The 19,758-nt window shown below is 63.1% G+C and carries 24 protein-coding genes; 10 read left to right on the forward strand and 14 right to left on the reverse strand.

All coding sequences use genetic code 11. The features are described from left to right. Positions 1 to 388: 388 nt before the first annotated feature. The 13 genes from S58_RS21510 to S58_RS21570 form a co-directional block, all read right to left on the reverse strand. The gene (locus S58_RS21510; RefSeq protein ID WP_042340850.1) at positions 389 to 2,077 is read right to left on the reverse strand and encodes a methyl-accepting chemotaxis protein; all 1,689 of its coding nucleotides are present in this window, start codon (positions 2,075 to 2,077) and stop codon (positions 389 to 391) included. Between the two features lie 155 nt (positions 2,078 to 2,232). Beyond that, the gene (locus S58_RS21515) at positions 2,233 to 3,345 is read right to left on the reverse strand and encodes a YeeE/YedE family protein (RefSeq protein WP_015667488.1); all 1,113 of its coding nucleotides are present in this window, start codon (positions 3,343 to 3,345) and stop codon (positions 2,233 to 2,235) included. 68 nt (positions 3,346 to 3,413) lie between these two features. Continuing rightward, positions 3,414 to 3,854 carry a DsrE family protein gene (locus S58_RS21520; RefSeq protein ID WP_015667489.1) on the reverse strand — a complete coding sequence of 147 codons (441 nt, stop codon included), beginning with the start codon at positions 3,852 to 3,854 and terminating at the stop codon, positions 3,414 to 3,416. Between the two features lie 9 nt (positions 3,855 to 3,863). Then, entirely contained in the window at positions 3,864 to 4,766 is a 903-nt protein-coding gene (locus S58_RS21525; RefSeq protein WP_015667490.1) for an alpha/beta hydrolase, read from the reverse strand. Between the two features lie 11 nt (positions 4,767 to 4,777). After that, a complete protein-coding gene (locus S58_RS21530; RefSeq protein WP_015667491.1) occupies positions 4,778 to 5,212 on the reverse strand; it encodes a DsrE family protein in 435 nt (144 codons plus the stop codon). 26 nt (positions 5,213 to 5,238) lie between these two features. Then, a complete protein-coding gene (locus S58_RS21535; RefSeq protein ID WP_042340072.1) occupies positions 5,239 to 5,997 on the reverse strand; it encodes a c-type cytochrome in 759 nt (252 codons plus the stop codon). Continuing rightward, positions 5,936 to 7,219, reverse strand: coding sequence for a sulfite dehydrogenase (soxC, locus tag S58_RS21540; protein WP_015667493.1), 1,284 nt, complete (start codon positions 7,217 to 7,219; stop codon positions 5,936 to 5,938). The genes S58_RS21535 and soxC overlap by 62 nt, the downstream gene beginning before the upstream one ends. A gap of 5 nt (positions 7,220 to 7,224) precedes the next feature. Further along, entirely contained in the window at positions 7,225 to 8,919 is a 1,695-nt protein-coding gene (gene soxB, locus S58_RS21545; protein ID WP_015667494.1) for a thiosulfohydrolase SoxB, read from the reverse strand. Positions 8,920 to 8,940: 21 nt separating this feature from the next. Then, on the reverse strand, positions 8,941 to 9,765 hold the full coding sequence (gene soxA, locus S58_RS21550) for a sulfur oxidation c-type cytochrome SoxA (protein WP_015667495.1): 825 nt from the start codon (positions 9,763 to 9,765) through the stop codon (positions 8,941 to 8,943). A gap of 33 nt (positions 9,766 to 9,798) precedes the next feature. After that, complete coding sequence (gene soxZ, locus S58_RS21555; protein ID WP_015667496.1) at positions 9,799 to 10,125, reverse strand: thiosulfate oxidation carrier complex protein SoxZ; 327 nt, start codon at positions 10,123 to 10,125, stop codon at positions 9,799 to 9,801. A gap of 18 nt (positions 10,126 to 10,143) precedes the next feature. Beyond that, the gene (gene soxY / locus S58_RS21560; protein WP_015667497.1) at positions 10,144 to 10,596 is read right to left on the reverse strand and encodes a thiosulfate oxidation carrier protein SoxY; all 453 of its coding nucleotides are present in this window, start codon (positions 10,594 to 10,596) and stop codon (positions 10,144 to 10,146) included. 20 nt (positions 10,597 to 10,616) lie between these two features. Then, entirely contained in the window at positions 10,617 to 11,060 is a 444-nt protein-coding gene (gene soxX, locus S58_RS21565) for a sulfur oxidation c-type cytochrome SoxX (protein ID WP_015667498.1), read from the reverse strand. Between the two features lie 128 nt (positions 11,061 to 11,188). Continuing rightward, positions 11,189 to 11,737 carry a SoxW family protein gene (locus tag S58_RS21570; RefSeq protein ID WP_042340851.1) on the reverse strand — a complete coding sequence of 183 codons (549 nt, stop codon included), beginning with the start codon at positions 11,735 to 11,737 and terminating at the stop codon, positions 11,189 to 11,191. 123 nt (positions 11,738 to 11,860) lie between these two features. On the opposite strand from S58_RS21570, the gene S58_RS21575 reads away from it, so the two are divergent. After that, positions 11,861 to 12,577, forward strand: a complete 717-nt coding sequence (locus S58_RS21575; protein ID WP_015667500.1) for a hypothetical protein — start codon at positions 11,861 to 11,863, stop codon at positions 12,575 to 12,577. Here the strand turns inward: S58_RS21575 and S58_RS21580 are convergent, their stop codons facing one another. Continuing rightward, complete coding sequence (locus tag S58_RS21580) at positions 12,578 to 13,312, reverse strand: cytochrome c biogenesis CcdA family protein (RefSeq protein ID WP_015667501.1); 735 nt, start codon at positions 13,310 to 13,312, stop codon at positions 12,578 to 12,580. A gap of 118 nt (positions 13,313 to 13,430) precedes the next feature. Between S58_RS21580 and S58_RS21585 the strand changes: the two genes are divergently transcribed. From S58_RS21585 to S58_RS21615, 9 genes are all read left to right on the forward strand, one after another. After that, complete coding sequence (locus S58_RS21585; RefSeq protein WP_015667502.1) at positions 13,431 to 13,820, forward strand: thioredoxin family protein; 390 nt, start codon at positions 13,431 to 13,433, stop codon at positions 13,818 to 13,820. Positions 13,821 to 13,844: 24 nt separating this feature from the next. Further along, positions 13,845 to 14,195 carry an ArsR/SmtB family transcription factor gene (locus tag S58_RS21590; RefSeq protein WP_008960790.1) on the forward strand — a complete coding sequence of 117 codons (351 nt, stop codon included), beginning with the start codon at positions 13,845 to 13,847 and terminating at the stop codon, positions 14,193 to 14,195. Between the two features lie 139 nt (positions 14,196 to 14,334). Beyond that, on the forward strand, positions 14,335 to 15,420 hold the full coding sequence (locus S58_RS21595; protein ID WP_015667503.1) for a YeeE/YedE family protein: 1,086 nt from the start codon (positions 14,335 to 14,337) through the stop codon (positions 15,418 to 15,420). Between the two features lie 1,102 nt (positions 15,421 to 16,522). After that, positions 16,523 to 16,831 carry a helix-turn-helix domain-containing protein gene (locus S58_RS36770; protein WP_015667504.1) on the forward strand — a complete coding sequence of 103 codons (309 nt, stop codon included), beginning with the start codon at positions 16,523 to 16,525 and terminating at the stop codon, positions 16,829 to 16,831. A gap of 3 nt (positions 16,832 to 16,834) precedes the next feature. Further along, complete coding sequence (locus S58_RS21600; protein ID WP_015667505.1) at positions 16,835 to 17,044, forward strand: hypothetical protein; 210 nt, start codon at positions 16,835 to 16,837, stop codon at positions 17,042 to 17,044. A gap of 15 nt (positions 17,045 to 17,059) precedes the next feature. Further along, the gene (locus S58_RS21605) at positions 17,060 to 17,266 is read left to right on the forward strand and encodes a hypothetical protein (RefSeq protein WP_015667506.1); all 207 of its coding nucleotides are present in this window, start codon (positions 17,060 to 17,062) and stop codon (positions 17,264 to 17,266) included. Next, positions 17,263 to 17,436 carry a helix-turn-helix domain-containing protein gene (locus S58_RS36010; protein WP_015667507.1) on the forward strand — a complete coding sequence of 58 codons (174 nt, stop codon included), beginning with the start codon at positions 17,263 to 17,265 and terminating at the stop codon, positions 17,434 to 17,436. Before S58_RS21605 ends, S58_RS36010 begins: the two co-directional genes overlap by 4 nt. 154 nt (positions 17,437 to 17,590) lie before the next feature. Then, the gene (locus tag S58_RS21610) at positions 17,591 to 18,472 is read left to right on the forward strand and encodes a CHAT domain-containing protein (RefSeq protein WP_244440623.1); all 882 of its coding nucleotides are present in this window, start codon (positions 17,591 to 17,593) and stop codon (positions 18,470 to 18,472) included. A 265-nt stretch (positions 18,473 to 18,737) separates the two neighbouring features. Then, the gene (locus S58_RS21615) at positions 18,738 to 19,478 is read left to right on the forward strand and encodes a hypothetical protein (RefSeq protein WP_015667509.1); all 741 of its coding nucleotides are present in this window, start codon (positions 18,738 to 18,740) and stop codon (positions 19,476 to 19,478) included. The last annotated feature ends 280 nt before the right edge of the window (positions 19,479 to 19,758 follow it).

Consider the following 19,758-nt stretch of genomic DNA (forward strand, 5'->3'; position numbering starts at 1 on the left):
TCGTCATGACGCCTGTCCTCCCTGCTCGCGCGGCCCGGTGCCGCGATCGACAAGTACGGCACTATATACGTATATTCGAACTTGTGAATGTATTTTTGAGAATATCATGCGGCGCGCAGGCTCCGAGACTCCGTCGATCCGGCGCGACTTTGCCGTTGACCGCGGCATCCGAAGCCCAGCCTACCGGGCTTGCTGCCGCCCCAAACAGGCTCATGACATCGCGCGGCCGACGTCGTGGCCGAACCAAAGATGGGCGAGCCGCTGCGCGGCGAGCAGACAGTGGCGCGTCCCGAATCCGCATCAGGCATGCGCTGCATTGCTATCCGCGCCGCTGCAGCCGGTCGAGACGGCGCCCCGTCCCTCCCCCGCCACCCGTAGAGGCGGCCTGCTAGGCCGCCCTCACGCCGGTGATGAACTTCGTGACCTCGATGCTCAGCCTCGCACTGTCGCCGGCCAGCGACTTTGCGGCGGCCAGAACCTGCGACGCGGCGGTGCCGGTATCGACTGCACCACGCTGCACATCCGTGACGTTGGCCGAAACCTGCTGCGTCCCCGAAGCCGCGTGCTGGACGTTGCGCGATATCTCCTGCGTCGCAGCTCCCTGCTGCTCCACGGCTGCAGCAATCGTCGACGAGATCTCCGACAGCTTCTCGATCGTGATGCTGATCTCCCGGATCGCTCCGACCGACTGCTGGGTCGCGGACTGGATGCCCGATATCTGCTGGCCGATCTCGCCGGTGGCCTTGGCCGTCTGCTCGGCCAGCGCCTTGACCTCGGACGCGACCACGGCAAATCCGCGACCGGCCTCGCCGGCGCGCGCGGCTTCGATCGTTGCATTGAGCGCGAGCAGATTCGTCTGGCCGGCAATCGTATTGATGAGCTCGACCACGTCGCCGATACGGGCAGCGGACTTCGAAAGCTCGCTGACCTGCTCATTGGTCTTGCGGGCCTGTGCCACCGCCTCGTTGGCCATGCGCGCAGAATCCTGGACCTGTCTGCTGATCTCGTTGACGGATGCGGACAGTTCCTCCGCCGCCGAGGCCACCGACTGCACGTTGTTGCAGGCTTCTTCGGACGCAGCGGAGACGGACGTCGCCAGGTTCTGCGCGCGATTGGCCGTATCGCTCAGTCCTCCGGCGTGCCCTTCCAATTTGCTCGACGCGGTCGAGACGGTCTCGACGATCTCGCTGACCACCGTCTCGAAACGGCCCGTCATCTCGTCAAGCCGCCGACTGCGATCCAGCTTCACCTCCGCCTCCCTCGACGCAATATTGTCGGCTACCTTCTTGGCGATCAACGCGACCTTGAAGACCTCCAGGGCGTCGGCCATCATGCCGACTTCGGTCTTCTGGCCGCGATACGGAATCTCCGTCGCCAGGTTGCCCTCGCCGAGCGCTTGCATGGGTCGGATGATCGAGGCGATACACCTGGAAATGTCACGAACGAACCAGCTTCCGATCCCGATGCCAGCGAAGACCGCAAGCGCGATGATCGTCGACATCAGTGTGAATGCCTGGGCGTAGCCATCGGCGGCGACCTTCGTCTCCGCGTCGGCGCCACGATTGTTGAGCTCGATGGACTTCTTCAGATATTCATCCGACTGATTGGCGATGCTCCGGACCGTCTTGTTGAACAGATCACTCGCCTGCTTGGTCGCATTACCGTTCCCAGCGCGCAGAACGTCGAGCACGCCATCCGCCGTCTTCAAATATTGCTCCCAGGCTCGCGACCAGCTCTCGAACAGGTCACGATCCTCAGCCGACGAGATCATCGCTTCATAGGAGCGACGCGCCGTCGTGATGGCCGCAAGCGTCGCCTTCATGTTGCGATCGAGGTTATCTCTTTCTTCGGCCGTGTCGGCGGTCATATAGGCGCGGAGCTGCGCGCGATTGAGATTGATACCGGAGCGCAACTCGCCGAGCACGCGGACGCTCGGCAGCCAGTTCTTGGCAATCTGTTCGGTATGCGTGTTGGTCGTCTGCATGCCGCGGACTGCCAGCAATCCTACCACGGCCATGGCCACTAGCAGCAGCGCAATGACGATGGCCATCTTTGCTCGAATTGAGAGTTGTGACATCTCGCGCGCCTTTGATTGCAGCAGCATTTCGTATCGGTCCACCGCATGATGGCGCCGCATTGCTCGTGAGAGTAACATTGAACCTTCGAAAATTGGTTAATGGAGCAACCGCGGAGTACATAGCAAGCTGGCGCCGAGGCCTGCTATGCGGTGATTCACGAAGACGTCGCGGCGGACGGTGGCGCTACGCTCTGCAGCGGGATCGGCGCCGATCTGGCGGCGAACAGCCATCGGTCGACGACGAAGTCGGTGAGCGCCGCGCCCAGCCACATGCCGCCGAGCACGATCCATGCGGTGAGAGCGAACACCGATGCTCCGGTCACGCCGGCGCCGACGGCACAGCCGCCGGCCAGCATCGCGCCAAAACCCATGAGAACGGCGCCGATCAGATAGCGGCGCATGCCGCGCCCATCCGAGAAGCCTTCCAGATTGAGTTCGCGCGCCAGAGCGGCCGCGACAAAGGAGCCGATGAAGACGCCCGGGATGATGCCGAGATCGAAGCCCGGCTTGAGTTGCGTGCCGGCGAGCACCTGCATCAGCAGCTCCGCCGAAGGACCGCTGAAGGTCAGGCTCTTCAGCGGCACCGGCGAGAACGAAGATTGGCCGAGCTGATAGGTCAGCAGCCAGCCGGCCGCGACTGCGGCTCCTGCTGGCACTGCCGCGCGCAGGATCTTCGGTCCGACCTGAAACTTCGACACCGCGGCGAGGCCTGCCAGGAACCACAGCATGCCGAAGCCGAGCTTCTCTGGCGTGCCGCCGCCGAACAGACCCATGATGTCGCGCGACGGGCCGCCATCGACGAGCCAGAGGTTGGTGAGCCACTCGCGCAGCGGTGAGAGCAGCCCGTGATACGCGGACTGCGCCGTCACAGCGAAGATCAGGCCCGACAGCAGCGCCCGCAGATTGCCGTTGGCCGAGAGCACCAGCAGGCGGCTGGCGCATCCGCGCGCCAGGATCATGCCGCAGCCGAACAGGGTGCCGCCGATCATCGCGCCGGAAATGCTCCCCTGCTGCGCAAGCTGGCGCGCTTCGGAAACGTCGAGCAGGCCCATCGCCACCAGCGCCTGGGTGCCGAGCAGCGCCGAGGCGAAGGTGAGGAGCCACACCGCCAGACGCGGGCCACCATATCCGCGTGCGAACTCGACCGTGGCCGCTCGCAGGCAGAAGCGGCTGCGCTGGGCGAAGAAACCGAACGCGCAGCCGACCGCGAGCCCGCACAGCAGCGACACCAGCTCCTCACCCAACAGGTCGATCAATGCGGTGAGCACGGGCGCTCTCGTTGTTCAGGTCCGCCGCGCGAGGCACCGGGCGGCATCGGCAAAGACATAAGCGCCCGTCATGGGCGCAGATAGGCATATCCGCTCTGCTGCAGCTCAGTGAGACGCACCACGCCACCCTTCTCCGCGACCGCGAAGCCGGGCAGGAGATCGTCGAGCTTCACGCCTTGCGCCTTCATCGTGTTGGCACAGGCCTCGAAGCCGACGCCGGCCTTCATGAGACGCTCGGCGAGAGCCGAGATGGTCTGATCGACCGAGATCGCATGAAAGGCGCGCAACCCCGGACCATGGATCACCAGGCGAATGTCGGCGCGTCCTGGCCCTCCGGTGCCATCGACGTGGTTCTGGAGGTTGCCGAGAACGAACAAAGCGCGGTCCTGATCGGCGAGATGATAGGCGACGCGCTGGCGCGGAGACTCCGTCGCCGCTCGTGCGCTGCCGACACCGAACATTCCAAACACGCCAGCAAGACCAGCTTGCATCAAAGATCGTCGTTCCATGGGTTACTCCTAACGCGCGGCTGCAATGAATCCTGCGATGCGATCAGCGGCATCCTCGGCGGCGAGATCACGAAAGAAGTGATCCGCGTCGTCGATCGTCTCCAGCCGGACACGGCTGCCGGCGCGAGCGGCCAGCGGCGCGAACGAGGCTGCCACGTCCGGCACGGTCTTGTCTTGCGCGGCCGCAAGCACCTGGACCGGGAGACTCACCTCTGCGATCAGCGCAGCCGTGTCCTGGCGCCGGCCGGCGCGATAGAATGCCGCGAAGGCGCGCGCGGTCACCTTGGCATCGCGGCAATAGATGAAGCCCGGCACGGACATCCACTCGCTGCCGCGCCCGGCCGCAATCGCGGCCTCAGCCTTTTCGAGCAGCGGCGCCAATGGCTGGCCGTAGCTCTCGGCATAGGCGGCTCTCAGGGTGGTCTCAATGCCTGCGGTGGCCGGAGCCAGCAGAATCGCGCCTTCAATGGCGGCATTCGCATTGGCGACCAGATAGCGCGCAACCTGATTGGCGCCGCGCGAATGCCCGAGCACAAAGAGGTGCGACGAGGTCTTACGCGCCTCGCTGAGCCACGCCGCGATCTCCGCGATCGCATCATCAGGCGCATAGTCATGAGGCTTGGCGCAGTCGTACATGCCGGTGCGGCCATCGAGGCCGAGCACGAGGTTGTGCGCGAGCGAGGCGATGCCGCGCCCGGCCAGAGCCTTGGACAGGCCCTGGATGGTCTCCATGTCCTTGTGGGCGAGCGTGCCGTGGGTCATCAGCACCAGCGGCACATCGGGCCCCGATTGCGCCGGCAGCCGGAGCGTGCCGAGCGCGATGCGGCCGCCAATGACGAGCTCGCGCGGCTCCTCCGCAGCGAGCGCGACCGATGTCACGAGCGAGACAACGAGAGCGAGCGACCACCGCATCTTCAAGCCCTTCAGGGACGCACGATCGTCCAGTTCTTCTCGGCCAGGTCCAGCAGGGTTGCGACCCCGGTCTTGACCACCGTGACACCCTCGAGCAACGGCGGCAGCCGTCCCTCCTTGCTCGCGAGCGTCTCCAGCGTATTGCCGCAGGCGATGAAGCTCACATTGGGCATCGACCTGGCAAAACCCATGACCCGCTCCCTCACCGGCGACCGATCGGCCAGCAGCATGTCCAGGCCGCCGTTGAAGGCGACGATCACGATCTCGACCTCGCCGCCCTCGCCCGAATAGTGACGCGAAACGTTGGCGGCAACGTCGAGCACCGCGCGCATCTTGGCCGGGTCGTCGTCGCTGATCTGCAGCGCGAGCCTGTGCGGCCCGGCCGCGACAGCGATGGACGCAGCCCCACCACAGGCCACCGCGACGGATGCGACCGCCAACAGCATCTGGCGGCGACTGCATCCCGCAATCGTCACTCGACGCCTCGCGGCTTGCCGTCCTTGTCCTCCGGCGTGACGTCGACCGCGGTCGCCCTCCCGGTGATCTTGACCGGCGCGATGCAGTTCTTCATGCAAGGGTCCTTCTGCCAGAACGCCTTCTCGCTCGTGGCCCGGTCGTCCATGATGAATCCGGCCTCGTTCGGCATCTTGATCGTGGAGAGATTGCTGTTGCTCAGCTCGAAATTCTGGTCGGTGACGACATCGTTCAGGTAGAGCACATAGGCGACCAGCGCATAGTACTCGTCGACCTTCAGCGACTGCGGGCTGCCGAACGGCATCGCGTGGCGGACATAGTCGAACAGCGTCGAGGCGTAGGGCCAGTAGGAGCCGACCGTCTTGACCGGATTGTCTGCCGTCAGCGAGCCCTTGCCGCCCGCCAGCACCGGCCAGCGGCCGGCGCCCTCGCCGAACTCGCCATGGCAGCTGGCGCAATTGTCCATGAAAAGCTTCTCGCCCTGCGCGACGCTGCCCTTGCCGACCGGCAGCCCCTGCCCGTCGGGACGCACATCGATGTCCCAGCCGCGAATTTCCTCCGCGCTGGGCGCGCGGCCGATGTTGAAGCGCTGCGGCGCCTTCGTCTCGATCTTGGCCTCGGTCTTCTCGCTCGGACCGCCGGCAAGTGCCGCCGAAGCTACAAGCGTTGCCAGCGCGGCGGCTGCAATGATGAGCTTAGGCGACCTCGACATTCTCGACCTCACCGTTTGCCTGCACGTGCCAGGTCTGGATGCCATTGTTGTGATAGATGGAGTTGTAGCCGCGGACCTTGCGCAGCTCGGCCTTGGACGGCTGGACGTAGCCGCTCTCGTCCTGCACCCGCGACTGCAGCAGCAGCGGCTCACCGTTCCAGTCGAACTCGTAGTAGAAGCGCGTCAGCGCCTTATCCAGCACCGGACCGTCGAGCCGCGCCGGCCACCAGTTGCGGCCGCCATCGAGCGACACATCGACGCGCTTGACCTTGCCGCTGCCCGACCACGCCAGGCCCGAGACGATCGTAAAGCCCTTGCCATGCCTGATCGGCGCCTGCGGGCTCGGGCTCGTAATCACGGATTTCGCATCCATCGCCCAAGTGAAGCGCCGCGCCTTTCCGTTCGGCAGCAGATCCGTGTACTTCGATGTCTCCTCGCGCGTCTGCCAGGGCTGATCGCCGACCTTGATGCGGCGCAACCATTTGACCCAGAGATTGCCCTGCCATCCCGGCACGACGAGCCGCATTGGATAGCCCTGCTCGGGATACAGCGCCTCACCGTTCATCTTGTAGGCGATGATGCAGTCGTCGAGCGCCTTCTCGATCGGCAGGCTGCGATCCATCGATGCGGAATCGGCGCCCTCCACCAGCAGCCACTTGCCGTTGGTCTTGACGCCGGCTTCTTCCAGCAACGTGCGCAGCGAGACGCCCGTATATTGCACGCAGTGGATCATGCCATGGGTGAACTGGCAGCCGTTGAGCTGGGCGCCGCGCCATTCCATGCCTGAATTGGCCGCGCATTCCATGAAGTGGATGCGGTTGACGCGCGGGTAGCGCTTGAGCTCGTCGAGCGAGAGCAGCAGCGGCCGATCGACCAGACCATGGATCATCAACCGGTGATCGGCAGGATCGACGTCGGCCACACCGCCATGATGGCGCTCGAAGCACAGGCCGTTCGGCGTGATGATGCCCTCCAGCTCATGCAGCGGCGTGAAGCTGACCGAGGACTCGCGCGACGCCGTCAGCCATTCGACGTCGCGGCGGACGACGTCCTTCTCGAACTTGGACGGCTTGCCGTAGGGACGCACGGCTACACCCTCGCCGAGCGTCCGCGTCCATTCCGGCACGTTCGGTGGCTGGTTGGCGGGATTGCCGGCACCGGCACGGGCCTGCGGGGCCAGCGCCGTGGCTGCGAGGCCACCGGCCGCGGTCAGGAAACCGCGGCGCGACGCGCGCGGGGCTGAGGGCAGAGATTTGTCCTTCGACATCGTCGTCACACTCCGGAGACTTTGACGGCCCGGTTGGGCTCGAGACGCACGGTTTTCTGGCGCTGCAGATAGCTCGACACGACCTCCCAGATCGGCGGGCCCTGGGTGCCCTCGTTGACGCTGGCCCAGCCAGCGACCTGATATTCGCGCGCCGGATCGATCGCTGCGCCGGTCTTGATCAGGCGCATGTCCGAGATGCGCTGCCCTTGCGGCTTGTTGACGTCGATCGCATAGGACATGCCGCCGATGCGGACCATGTCGCCGCCCTGCTGGTAGTAGGGATCGACGTTGAACAGGTTGTCGGCGACGTCCTCGATGATCTCCTTCAGGCGCGTGCCGGTCATGCCCATGCGGTAGACCGCGGGATAAGTGATCGCGGTGGCGTTGGTGACGTCCTCGAAGGTGATGTCCTGGCCCGGCATCACGCTGGTGCCCCAGCGGAAGCCCGGCGACAACGCGATCTCCGCATCGCGCTCCTGTAGCAGCGCCTGGCAGATCAGATCATCGAACGTGCCGTTGAAATTGCCGCGGCGATAGAGCAGCGTCTCGGTACGCCCGAGCGGGCGAGCGAGTTCCGCGGCGAACGGCTTGCGCACCTCGGCGATCTTGGCGGCCATCGCGGCATCCGGCGTAATCACGTCGGAGAACAGCGGGATCAGCTTGTAGCGATAGCCTTTGACCTCGCCGTCCTTGACGTCGAGATCGAGCCGCGAGACGAACTTGCCTGAGGAGCCCGACGCAATCAGCAGCGTCTTGCCGATCTTCACGGCCTCGGGCAGCGCATCATGAGTGTGCCCTGTCAGGATGACGTCGAGACCCTTGACCCGGCTCGCCAGCTTGCGGTCGACGTCAAAGCCGTTGTGAGACAACAGCACGACCAGACCAGCGCCGGCTTTGCGCGCCTTGTCGACCTGGCTCTGGACGTCCTCCTCGCGCACGCCGAACGACCAGTTCGGAATCATCCAGCGCGGATTGGCCACCGGCGTATACGGGAAGGCCTGACCGAGCACGGCGATCTTGAGGCCGCCGCGCTCGATCATCGTCGACGCCTCGAACGCCGGCTCGTTCCACTCGGTGTCGCGGATGTTGAGACCGAGGAACGGGAAGCCGAGCGCGTCGACCGCCTGCTTGACGCGCTCGGTGCCGTAGGTGAACTCCCAATGGCCGGTCATCGCATCGGGCTTCAGCAGCGCCATGCAGTCGATCATGTCCTGACCGCGGGTCTTGAGCGACGTCCATGATCCCTGCCAGGTGTCGCCGCCGTCGAGCAGCACCACCTTGTCGCCGCGCTCGGCGCGGATGGCCTTGATGACGGTGGCGGCGCGGTCGAGGCCGCCAATACGCCCGTAGGTCTTGGCCAGCGCCTCGAAATCCTCCGATGTCAGCGCGTAGGCGGACGACGATCCCGGAGCGATGCCGAACTTCGTGAGGAAGTCCTTGCCGGTGACGTGCGGCGGCTGCCCCTTGGCGTCGCCGACGCCGAGATTGGTCGACGGCTCGCGGAAATACAGCGGCATCAGCTGCCCGTGAATGTCGGTGACATGCACGAGCGTGACGTTGCCGACCGGCTCGAACGCCAGCAGCTCCTTCTCTGTCAGCTTCTGCTGCGCAAAGGCGCGGGACGTGCCGGCGAGGCCGGATCCGCCCGTCAGGGCAGCCGCCGCCAATGCGACCTGAACGAATTCGCGACGCGATATCATGATGTGTCTTCCTTGTGTCCGCTAGTTGCGGACCGACGGTGTCTCGACGGGCAGGCCGATGCCGCGCCAGGCGACGTAGACTTCGAGCGCGAGGAACTCGTCCGACAGCGGCTTGTAGGGCACGCCGCGAACGTCGAACATGCAGCCCTCGAACCGTTCGTGCAGCGGGATCAGGCGCTGATCGCGCAGCCGGTAGGTCGGAAAGCCGTTGGTCTGGCCTTGGCTCAGAAAATCAGCACGCATGAACTTGCCGTTGTTCTTCTCATGACAGGAGGCGCAGGCGAGATCGAGCTGGCCGACCCTGGTGTAGTAGATCGCCTTGCCCTTCTCGAACCAAGGCGACATCGGGCCGTCCGTCTTCACCGCCACCGGCATGCCGCGCGACTGGAAGCGGACGAAGGTCGTCATGTCGGTCAGCTCCTTGGACTTGAAGGCCCAGGGCTCCGCCTTCATGTGCTCGGTGCGGCAGATGTTGATCTGCTGCTCGAGATTGACCGGCTTGTTGAGCTTTTCGCTCCATTTCGGCATCGCCGCACCGACGTCCTTCATGCTCGTCTCGGCATCGCCGTGGCAGCTCATGCACGACTTGCCTTCGCTGCCGTCGACCGCCTTCCAGACGTCGGCGGCCCGCTCCACCGAGAGGAAGCCCGGATTCTCCAGGTCGTCGTCCTGCAGCGCGCGCGTTTCCTTGGTGCGGAACTGATAGCCCGAGATGATGGTCTGAAAGACGTGGCCGGGAGGCGCCGGAATGCCCTTCCGTTCCGCCTCCTGACCGAACGTCGCGATGGCCGAGAGGGTCAGCGCAGCCGTGGCCAGGACAGCGAGAGAACCGTAGCGAATGGACATCCGTCACTCTCCGTAGCGATCACACGCTGCCGATCAGGCCTTCAACGCGATCTTTTCCTCGGCCGTCACCACCGAGCCGTCGTCATCCGTCCAGGCGAACTTGAACGTGCCTTCCTCGTCGATCTTCGCGTCGAACTGGATGTACGGATTGGCGGAGATCGCCGGCTCCAGCACGCAGGAGAACACCGGCTTGCCGTTGAACTCGCAAGCGAACTTGTTGATGATCTTGCGTGGGATCGGCTTGCCCTGCGCATCCTTGCGCTGGCCCGATTCCATCAGATGCGAGACCAGCGTCTTGATCTGGATGATCTCGCCCTTCTTGGCTTCCTTCGGAAGCTTGATCCGCGGCTTGTCTGCCATGTTGCTTTCTCCCCTGTCTCAGCCGCCGCAGCCGCCGATGGTGACCTTGACGGTCTTGCGCTCGGTGAAGAGCGAGCCGTCGCTCATCTTCGCGATCGCGATCACGTTCTGGGTCTGCGCCAGACGAATACGGATCGACGCCTCGGCCTTGCCGGACATCGGTGTGAACATCAGCGTCGCGACGCCGGCGTTCGGATTGCCGTCGGCCACGAACAGCACTTCCTTGACGTAGTTGTCCGGCGTCATCGGGCTTTCAACCGAAAGCGCGAGCGGCACGGTATTGCCGTTCTCGGCGATTTCAGGCAGATCGAGCGTGATCTTGCCCTTGGCCGCTTCCTTGCCGCCGGTGAACGTCTTGATCAGCTCGGCCGCGTCGTTGCTCGGCTCGGCGTTGGCGGCCATCGGCATCACCGTCAGGGCGACGAAACCGCCGCCGAGAAGGAACGCCTGTCGTCTATTGATTGCGCCCATGCATCATCCTCCAGAGGCGGTTATTTCAATGTTTCGAGAAATGCGACGACGTCCTCGACCTGCGCGGCGGTGAGGACGGGCTTGCCGACGAACTCCGGACGCACGCGATTGAGGCCGTCGTTCTTGTAGAAGGCGGGCATCACCGTATCGACGAAGATTCGCTTGGGATCGGCAACGATGAGGCGCAGCTGCGCCGTATTGTAGCGACCAGCGACGCCGTCGAGCGACGGACCGAACTCACCGTGAAACTCTTCGGATTTGAGCTGCGACACCTGGTGACAAGCGAGGCAATTGCCCAGCGTCCGCGTCAAGAACACCTTCTTGCCGGCATCGGCATTGCCGGGCGCGCCCGTCAACGATTTCGGAATGGCATCGTCGACGACGTCGAGCCTGATCGACTCGTCGCCTCGCGCTGTTGCTGACAGCAACGCGCAGAACAAGGCAGCCGGGATCAAACGGCGCATGCTTCCACCCTGACCGACGAGGCTTCCCCTCGCCTGCTCATGTTCGACGAACTTACGGCTCGTCATATTCACAAATTATGATTTGATAATGTGACTAATGTCAAGCCGATTTCGATGCGGCGGCACACTCAACCTTTAGACGCGGCGAGATAGTCGCGGAACGTGCCGCGCTCATAGGCTTCGTCGCGCACGAAGCGAAACATTGCGAGGAAGTGCGGCGGCTTGAGATAGCCCGGCGCACGCGCCACCTCGCGTGCGAGCGGCTCCTTGGCTGCGACGCCGTCGGCGGAGGGCGGAAAGAACTGGAAGGTCGGCGTGAACCGGATGGCGTAGCGCTCGGCGAGCTCCTTCTCGGTGAGCTCCTTGCCGTCGAAGTCGGTCACCTTGCGGGCGCCGAGCAGATTGAGCTGCAGCACTTCGAAGTTCGCCCGGATGTAGTCGGTGATGGCAGGATCGGCAAAGTTCACCAGATGCGTCTCGCGGCAATACGGACAGCCGCGAAGCTCCCACATGATCGCGAGCCGCTTGCCTTCCGATGCCGCGCTGTCGAGATCCTCGCGGAGATCGAGGAAGCTGTTGAGGAACCACGGCTGATGATACAGCCCGTCGTCGCCGAGCGCCGCGTCCGCTCGCGCCAGCGTCGGCACGGCGCCGAGGATGGCCGCGGCAGGCAGCATGGCCATCAGATCGCGCCGCGTCATCGTCCCGGTCGAAGTCATGAGCCCGCCCAGCGCGCTTTGCCAAATCTTTCGAAGTTCGGTACACCATATTCGAATAATAGAATGTGAAAAGGACATTCGATGCTGCGCCGCGCCATCATTCTGTCCCTCGTACTGTCGTGTCTCGTCCCGAGCGTCCATCTGCATGCCGCAGAGAAAGCGGACATCGCTGCGCTGATGCCGGCGGCGATGGGCAGCCTGCGCGCCGCTGCGAGCTATGCGCGCACCGGCAATATCGGCCTCGCGCAGACCGAGCTCGACGATGCCCGGCGGGCCTGGGCAAAGCTCGGAGGACTGACCGCGCGCGCGGCAGGCCCCCATTCGGACACGTCGCTTGCGGAGCTGATCGCGGGCGGAAGCGATCGCCTGAGCAAGGCCGACGCGGCGCTGGCCGCCGGTAATGGCGCCCGCGCTGCGGCGGACATCGCCGCGCTGCGCCAGTCGATCCACGCGCTGAGACGCGATGCCGGTATGATCGAGCTCAGCGATTGCGTGTTCGAGCTCGCCCCTGTCATGGACGCATTGCGCAACGTCGCGACGCGGTTCGCGGCGAACACCGCCGCGCCCGACGATGTCGTCGAAGCCGGCGCCGCTCTGCACGCCCGGTTGCAGCGCTGCAACGGCCTCGCCGCGCCCGACATTGCGGGCCAGGCCGAATTCCGCCGCCTGATTGACGGCGCCACCGCGAGCGCCGCGGAGATCGGCCGTGCCGCGCGCGAGGGCGATGCCGGCCTCGTGCATCGCTTCGAGATCGAGCTGCAATCCTTTGTCAATCTGCTCGACTTCCGCTTCGGCTGATCAGCCGATGGTGGTGAGCGAGGGAAAGCGCTCGAAGATCCATTGCGACATCTCCGGAATGACCCCGGCGAGAAAGGCCACGCCGGTGAGGACGAGAAAGCCGCCCATCGCCTTTTCAACCCATGGCAGATGCGGCTTGATGCCCTTCAGCATCGTCATGAACTGCCCCGTGAAAGCCGCCGCGATCAGGAACGGGATGCCCGTTCCGACCGAATAGGCCGCGAGCAGCAGCGCGCCCTTCCCCACGGTGGCCTCCGCGCCGGCCATCATCAGCACGGCAGCGAGCACCGGCCCCGCGCACGGCGTCCAGCCGAAGGCGAAGGCCAGCCCCATGACGAACGCCCCGAGCAGGCCGGCCGGTGTGCGGCCGACATCGATCGTCGCGCTCCGGTACAGCAAGGGAATCCTGAGCACCCCGAGGAAATGCAGCCCCATCGCGATGATAACGAGCCCCGCGACCATGCCGAGCTGGCCGAGATGACCGGCGATGAAGCGGCCGAAGACGGAGGCTGTCGCACCGAGGCCTATGAACACCAGCGAGAAGCCGGCGACGAAGCACAGCGCCGTCAGCATCGTCCGCCGACGCTGGACCATGCCGCCCTCGGTCATCGGATCGGCCGCCGAGATGCCGGCCATGTAGCACAGGAACGGCGGGACCAACGGCAGAATGCAGGGTGACAGGAACGACAGGAGGCCGGCGGCGAGCGCAGCGCCGAGCGTGACGTCGAGATCCATCTATCCTCCCGCGGCCCAATGATGAGGCCCGCCTGCACGGCAGGATTCGGAAATCGTGCACTGGTACATATTCGAATTTAATGATAGATTGGCCGGAGAGTCCAGAGAGGATGGCAGCATGCCCGGTCAAATCACAGCGCGCAGGCTCGCAACGCTCGCCTCGGCCGCGATCGCCGTGCTGTCCCTGTCGACCCCGCTCCTCGCCTCCGAGCTCGTGATGTTCGAGCGCCCCGGCTGCGGTTGGTGCGCCCGGTTCAATGCCGAGATCGCGCCGATCTATGGCAAGACCGACGAAGGGCGCGCCCTTCCGCTGCGACGGGTCGACCTCACCCAAAAGCTGCCGGCGGATCTCGCCGGCATAGACCCCGGCGCCTTCACGCCGACCTTCGTGGTGGTCGACCAGGGCCACGAGATCGGGCGGATCCGCGGCTATCCGGGCGACGCGTTCTTCTTTGGGCTGCTCGGCCGCATAATGAATGCTACAAGCGGAACGCCGGCCCGCTCCTGACGGACAATCGAGGATCCCAAATTCATGCCGCTGCCGAAGTTGAAGGACATCGAAACCTCCGCCGAGCTCGAGCAGATGATCGAGAAGGCGCGGGAAGCCAGCGAGATGCTCAAGGCGCTGTCCCACGAGTCCCGGCTGCTGCTGCTCTGCATCCTTTCCGAAGGCGAAAAATCCGTCACCGAGCTCGAGCAGTTTCTCGGCGAGCGGCAGTCGACGGTGTCGCAGCAGCTCGCCCGTCTCAGGCTCGACCGGCTGGTGACGACGCGGCGCGACGGCAAGACGATCTATTACAGTCTCGCCAGCGAGGACGTCCGCAAGATCCTGACCGCGATCTACGACGTCTTCTGCGAGCCGGTCCGCAAGCGCCGCCGCTGAAGGTCCCGCTTGCGTTGCGACGTCGTCGGCCCCGCAGTAAGCGGGCGCGAACGCCGGCAGCGGCCTTCGCAACAGCTCTGGCTTCGCCGTCGATCCTGGCGCACAATCGCCCGGACAAGAACAAGGACATCGGGGAGGCATGCTCAGTCCGTCAGCTTTGACGTTCATGTGCGGACTGCTGGCAGGCGGCGTGCTCGGGGTCGCCGGCCGCGCGGGTCGCTTCTGCACGCTCGCGATGCTCGAGGACGCCTTCTTCGGCGCCGACACGCGGCGGCTCAAATCCTTCGCCTTGGCTGCGGCCATCGCGCTGGTCGCGACCCAATTGCTCGCCGGCTTCGGCCTCGTCGATCTGTCCCGCTCGATCTATCTGACCTCCTCCATTCCGCTCGGCGGCGCCATCCTGGGCGGCTTGTTGTTCGGGATCGGCATGGCGCTGGTCGGCACCTGCGGCTTCGGGACCTTGGTTCGCATCGGCGGCGGCGATCTGCGCGCCATCGTGGTCTTTCTCGTGCTCGGCGTCTCGGCGCTGGCGGCGATGCGCGGGCTCATTGGCTTCATGCGCGTCGGCCTGATCGAGCCGCTGTCCGTGCGTCTGCCTGACGCGATGACCCAGGGCATGGACTCGCTGCTGTCGCCTGCGCTCGGCTCCTATGCCAGGCCTGTTCTCGTCTCTCTGATGGCGGTGGCGCTCGCGGCCTGGGCGCTGGCCGATGGCCGGCTGGCAAGATCGCCGCGGCTGTTGTTGTCGGGGCTTGCCGTCGGCGGCGCGGTCGCCTTCGGCTGGTTTGCAACGGGATGGCTGGGGAATGACGATTTCGATCCGGAGCGGGTCGCCTCGCTCACCTTCGTCGCGCCGCTCGGCAACACGGTGCTGTACATCGCCACGCTCTCCGGCAGCCACGCCGACTTCGCGATCGGCTCGGTCCTGGGCGTCATCCTGGGGTCCTTCGCCGCCGCGATGGTCTCGCGCGTCTTCCGTTGGGAAGCCTGCGACGACGCGCGCGAGCTGAAGCGCCACATGATCGGCGCGCTGCTGATGGGCACCGGCGGCATCATGTCGATGGGCTGCACCATCGGCCAAGGCCTGTCCGCATTCTCGACCCTCGCACTGTCGGCGCCGCTCACAATGCTGGCGATCGCCTGCGGCGCACGCCTTGGACTCGAATACACCATGACCGGCGAATGGCGGCCGGCCTTGCGCAACCTGCTCCGGATGAGCCATTGACGTCTGCACGCAAGGGGAATGATCCCGCGCGTCCCGGCGCGACATCGTCAGGGGCACCTTCTCCACGTTTCAAACACCAGGCATGACTGCGCCATCTCGCGGCTGCTTCCGCCCGAGCTTTGCAATCAGTCGACCTCTCCTTTGAAGAAGAGGCGCAGGGAAGGCCGGGTATCGACTGATACCCGCGGTCCGCGTGCAACAAAAAGCACGCGGCAGAACCACAGGTTCAGCCCAATATCCGGCCTTCCCTGCGCGACGGTTTGACGGGTTATAGGCGCTCTCCCCGGGGATCGGCTGTCTTGCCCCCGTCGCCAGCGGATCATCATCACCACCGGCTTGGCATCAGCACCGCGATGCCAGGACCACACCATTTCGCCGTCGCATCGCTCCGTTCGTCGGCCCGGCTGTGACACCAGGCTGCAGAGCAACGCGCCCGTCGCCTCCCCGACTCGACGCTCGTGACGATCGCGAAACGTCCCTCTTCAGCGAGCCGGGATGCGCGAGAATGTGGAGGTGATTTGCCCGACGTGGCAAGTGATTAGTTTGCGGCAAACTGGCACGACGGGCAGTTGGCGCATGCGGGGCATGCGAAGATTACCCGTCGGGCAGATGGACAGGGTTAGGAGATAACCGTGGGAAGCCGTGGCCGAATACGGACATGACCACGGAGAGAGGACCGTAAACGGACGTGGATGCACTAGCTTCGTGCGGGCCCCGCTCTAAACGGCGCAACGAGGGGAGTTCGATAGCGAGCGAAGCTAAGGAGTCTTATGCGGGCCAGCAGGCGCCACCGAAATCCCGTCACCGTAATCCTACGGTGAAGTTACGCCGCTACTCACGGCTGGTATGCGTTGGCTCATGCCCCTCTCCGCGTTGCCAGCTTGCCGCAGGAAGGCTGCTGAGCTAACAACTTCGATGTCCACGATATTCACGTAGAAGAGTAATACCATTAGCACGCAATCCACATTTCTTCAGTTTTATCAATGCATTAGATCGACAATTAATATTTCCGCGCTTACCAACAATAGCTAGTGAATAGACGCGCTCTTGATACTATGCGAGACATGCATATATTTCGCGAAATCGTTCATAGGAGAATCGATTGGATACTTCCGATGAATTGCTGAAGGCTATTTTGGCTACTGTTGCACGGAATACATTTCCGCCTGCGGTTATTACCAAGATTGTGGCTCCGACCTCGGGAAGCGAAAAACAGCTCCTGGCGTACAACCTGTGCGACGGGCAGACGCCACAAGCCGAGATTTGCAAGAAAGCAAAACTCGACAAAGGAAGCTTTAGCCGCTCTCTAACGAAGTGGATAGAAGCCGGAGTCGTTGTGCGTATAGGCAGCGAGCGCCTGCCTCTACACGTTTATCCGCTCACCAAGGTCTCGGCGAGAGACGAAGATTAGGCCATGAACGAAGAAATACTGGAGAAGCTCGACATCCTCATAAGGCTGCAAGCTGCAGCTCTGACGGCGGCGATGGAATCTTCAAAGGAAAAGATCCTATTCCTTTCGGCCGCAGGCCTCCGCCCAACGCTGGTCGCTGACATCCTCGGGACTACAGCCAACAACGTCAACGTCACGCTGTCGAAGAGCCGCAAGCCGTCGAAAGCGAAGTAAAGCAGGGGAGCGACCATGGAAAGCAACGAAACTCTGGAGGAGCTACGCGCCATCAAGATGCTGCTCATCCTGAATGCGCTCGCGCAGGGCTGCCAGCAGAAGCACGTCGCTGCGGCGCTCGGCATTAGCGACGCCACGCTAAGCCGGATGTTTCCGAAGGGATTCGCCAGGGAAATTGCCAAAATTGTTGAACGCCGCCTTGTTCACACGGACACGGCATGACGGAAGAACAGGCCGCTCAGATAATCAAGGAATTGGAAATCATCCGCAAGCTTAAGCTCGCGGAAATGCTCGAGCGCGGCTATTCCCAATCACAACTCGCACAAATCCTCGGCGTGAGCCAGCCTACAATCAGCCGTATGGCGCCGAAAGTAACCGGCAAGAAAGGCTGAAGCGATGATAGGCAGGACCGCCGTAATCGACTGGTCAGGCAACTACGAAGAGAATTGCGAACGTCTTGCGAAGCACCTCGGCACTAGCAAAATCCGTCGGAAGTTGTTCGATACAATATACGGTCGCGGATCGAAACCGCGATCGCGCAAGCAGATGCGTATCGATGCCCAGCTCAAGGCGGGCGACGAGCAACAGGCCCAGAATGAACTAGACCATCTTGCGCGTTATGGCCTTATCCGCCGCGAAGATAATAATGGGCAAGTGAAAGATGGCAGCAAGTATTTGTACAGTAAGGATTCAAACGTTCGCGCCCATCGCAAGATGATCGTTAAGTTCGCCGATAATCCCAAGCTAGCCGCAGCTATACCGACCAAGCGAAGGCCCGCGGTGAAGGTATCCAACGTAAAGACTGTCACCGTTCGCGCGCTAAAGAAGCTCAAGCGACTCAATGTGTTGTACTTGACAGCCAATCCCGACGAGCAAAATTCATTGCGGATCGATGCAGAAGTTCGGCAAGTTCAAGAAGCCGTGCGTGGATCAAAGCTACGAGACAACATCGAATTACTTTATCGACCTGCTGCGGACCTCGATTCCTTAGTCGACGGACTGAATGATTATGCGCCTGGAATTGTACATTTTTCGGGGCACGGCTACAGCGGAGGCCTCGCTGTCGATCACGCTAAGGTCACTCGGCCGAAGAGAAGGATTCTGACATTTGAGCATCTTGGAAAGGCGTTCGCCGCAGTCGATACTCCTCCTCGGGTCGTCGTTTTGAACGCATGCGAAAGTGCTGGCGCAGAAAAGGCGTTGTTGCCTTTGGTTTCGGCCATTATCGTGATGAGGGACAGCGTAAGCGATATTGCGGCAACGGCATTAGCAACCCGTTTCTACGCAGCGATTGCTGCCGGTCAATCACTGAAGTCCGCATTCAAGCAAGGTGTGCTTGCAGTAGAGCATGCGTCAATAAATGAGGCCGACATTCCGCAGCTAATCACTGCGCCAGGCGTGAATTCGGCCACTTTTTATCTCGTGTAACTCACGGAGGAACGCGATCTTCGCTACCCGATGAATGCCGGTAGACCAGAGTTCTCCTGGGGGTGATATGCTGAAAGCGCTGGCAATGAGGCACCGAAAAGCGCGGAGGCTCAGGATTGAGTAGCGTTAGAGGCGCCCCACGGTCCTTCTCAATTTTGTACATAGGTCGAGGGCGGAGCCCAAAGTCCATTGTGTGATAGACTATACTGATAAAGAATGGTGCCACTTAGATTTTTTTTTGCGCCCGGTGGCGAGTGGGATTACAATGCTTGTTGATGTCTCCTGCTGGCATTTTGAGTACCTGCACGACACACCGCAGGATCGCGCGCTTCGCGCATACGATGCGTCACTCGTGCGGGGTCCAGAGTATTACGACTTCCCCGACACCGAGGCCCTGCTGAAGCACCTGGACGGGCCTGGGGACGACGACCGCTGCCGATTTCAGCAGAGCATAGCGGAGCGGCTAGGGCAGGACCCGGATGTCGCGGCTGTAAAAGCGCTCCGCACACCGCTCAAGAACCTAAAACACTTTCGGGCTTATCGTCGCCGCCAATATGACAAGTACCATGCGGCGGCTCGGCAGATTGCTGACGGGAAAGCGTCGACGACGGATCGAAAGCTTATCGACGAGTTCGACCTCGAGTTCAACGCCTCCAAGATATCACTAGACCCGGGTCAGATCTTGTTTCATGGCCGATGCAACGACCAACTCGTCGCAGAGCATCCCTACCCTAGCTACGTCTCTGCTACACTCGATCCCATCGTTGCCCTAAACAGCGCTTACAGGCGGGCTGGCGTTGACTGCATCAATGGACGCCCAATCGTTCTGGTACTTAAGTTGTGCGTGTCGCTGCGTTCGCTATGGGGCCACGTCGGGAAGTCTCAGGAATGGGAGCTGCTCCTGCCACGCGGCATAGATTGGAAAGAGACAGAGCGCCGGCCGGGGAAGGCCTTCGACATCATTCACGCCACAGCAGTTGCCGAGCCCAAACGTCCGAAAACATGAGGTCAGCTTACGAAAAACCGGCTTTTGGAGCGGCCAGTATTGATCTGGAGTGGCGCACCGCGGCAGTTGCACCCACGGCAGTGACCGCATTGGAGCCGAACAGGCCAAGCACCGCCGAGCAGCAGCCCCGTGCCAACCTAAATTACGACCTTCGAGACCAGGATGATCCTTCGACGCTCGGCAGCTTCGGCGAGCTCCTGTAGCCGCGCCTCCATTCGGGATATCTTTCGCTCGAGCCGTCTTGATCCATCAGACCAACTGTTCTCCGCGATCTTTGCAC

This window comes from Bradyrhizobium oligotrophicum S58, assembly GCF_000344805.1.
Taxonomy (GTDB): Bacteria; Pseudomonadota; Alphaproteobacteria; order Rhizobiales; family Xanthobacteraceae; genus Bradyrhizobium; species Bradyrhizobium oligotrophicum.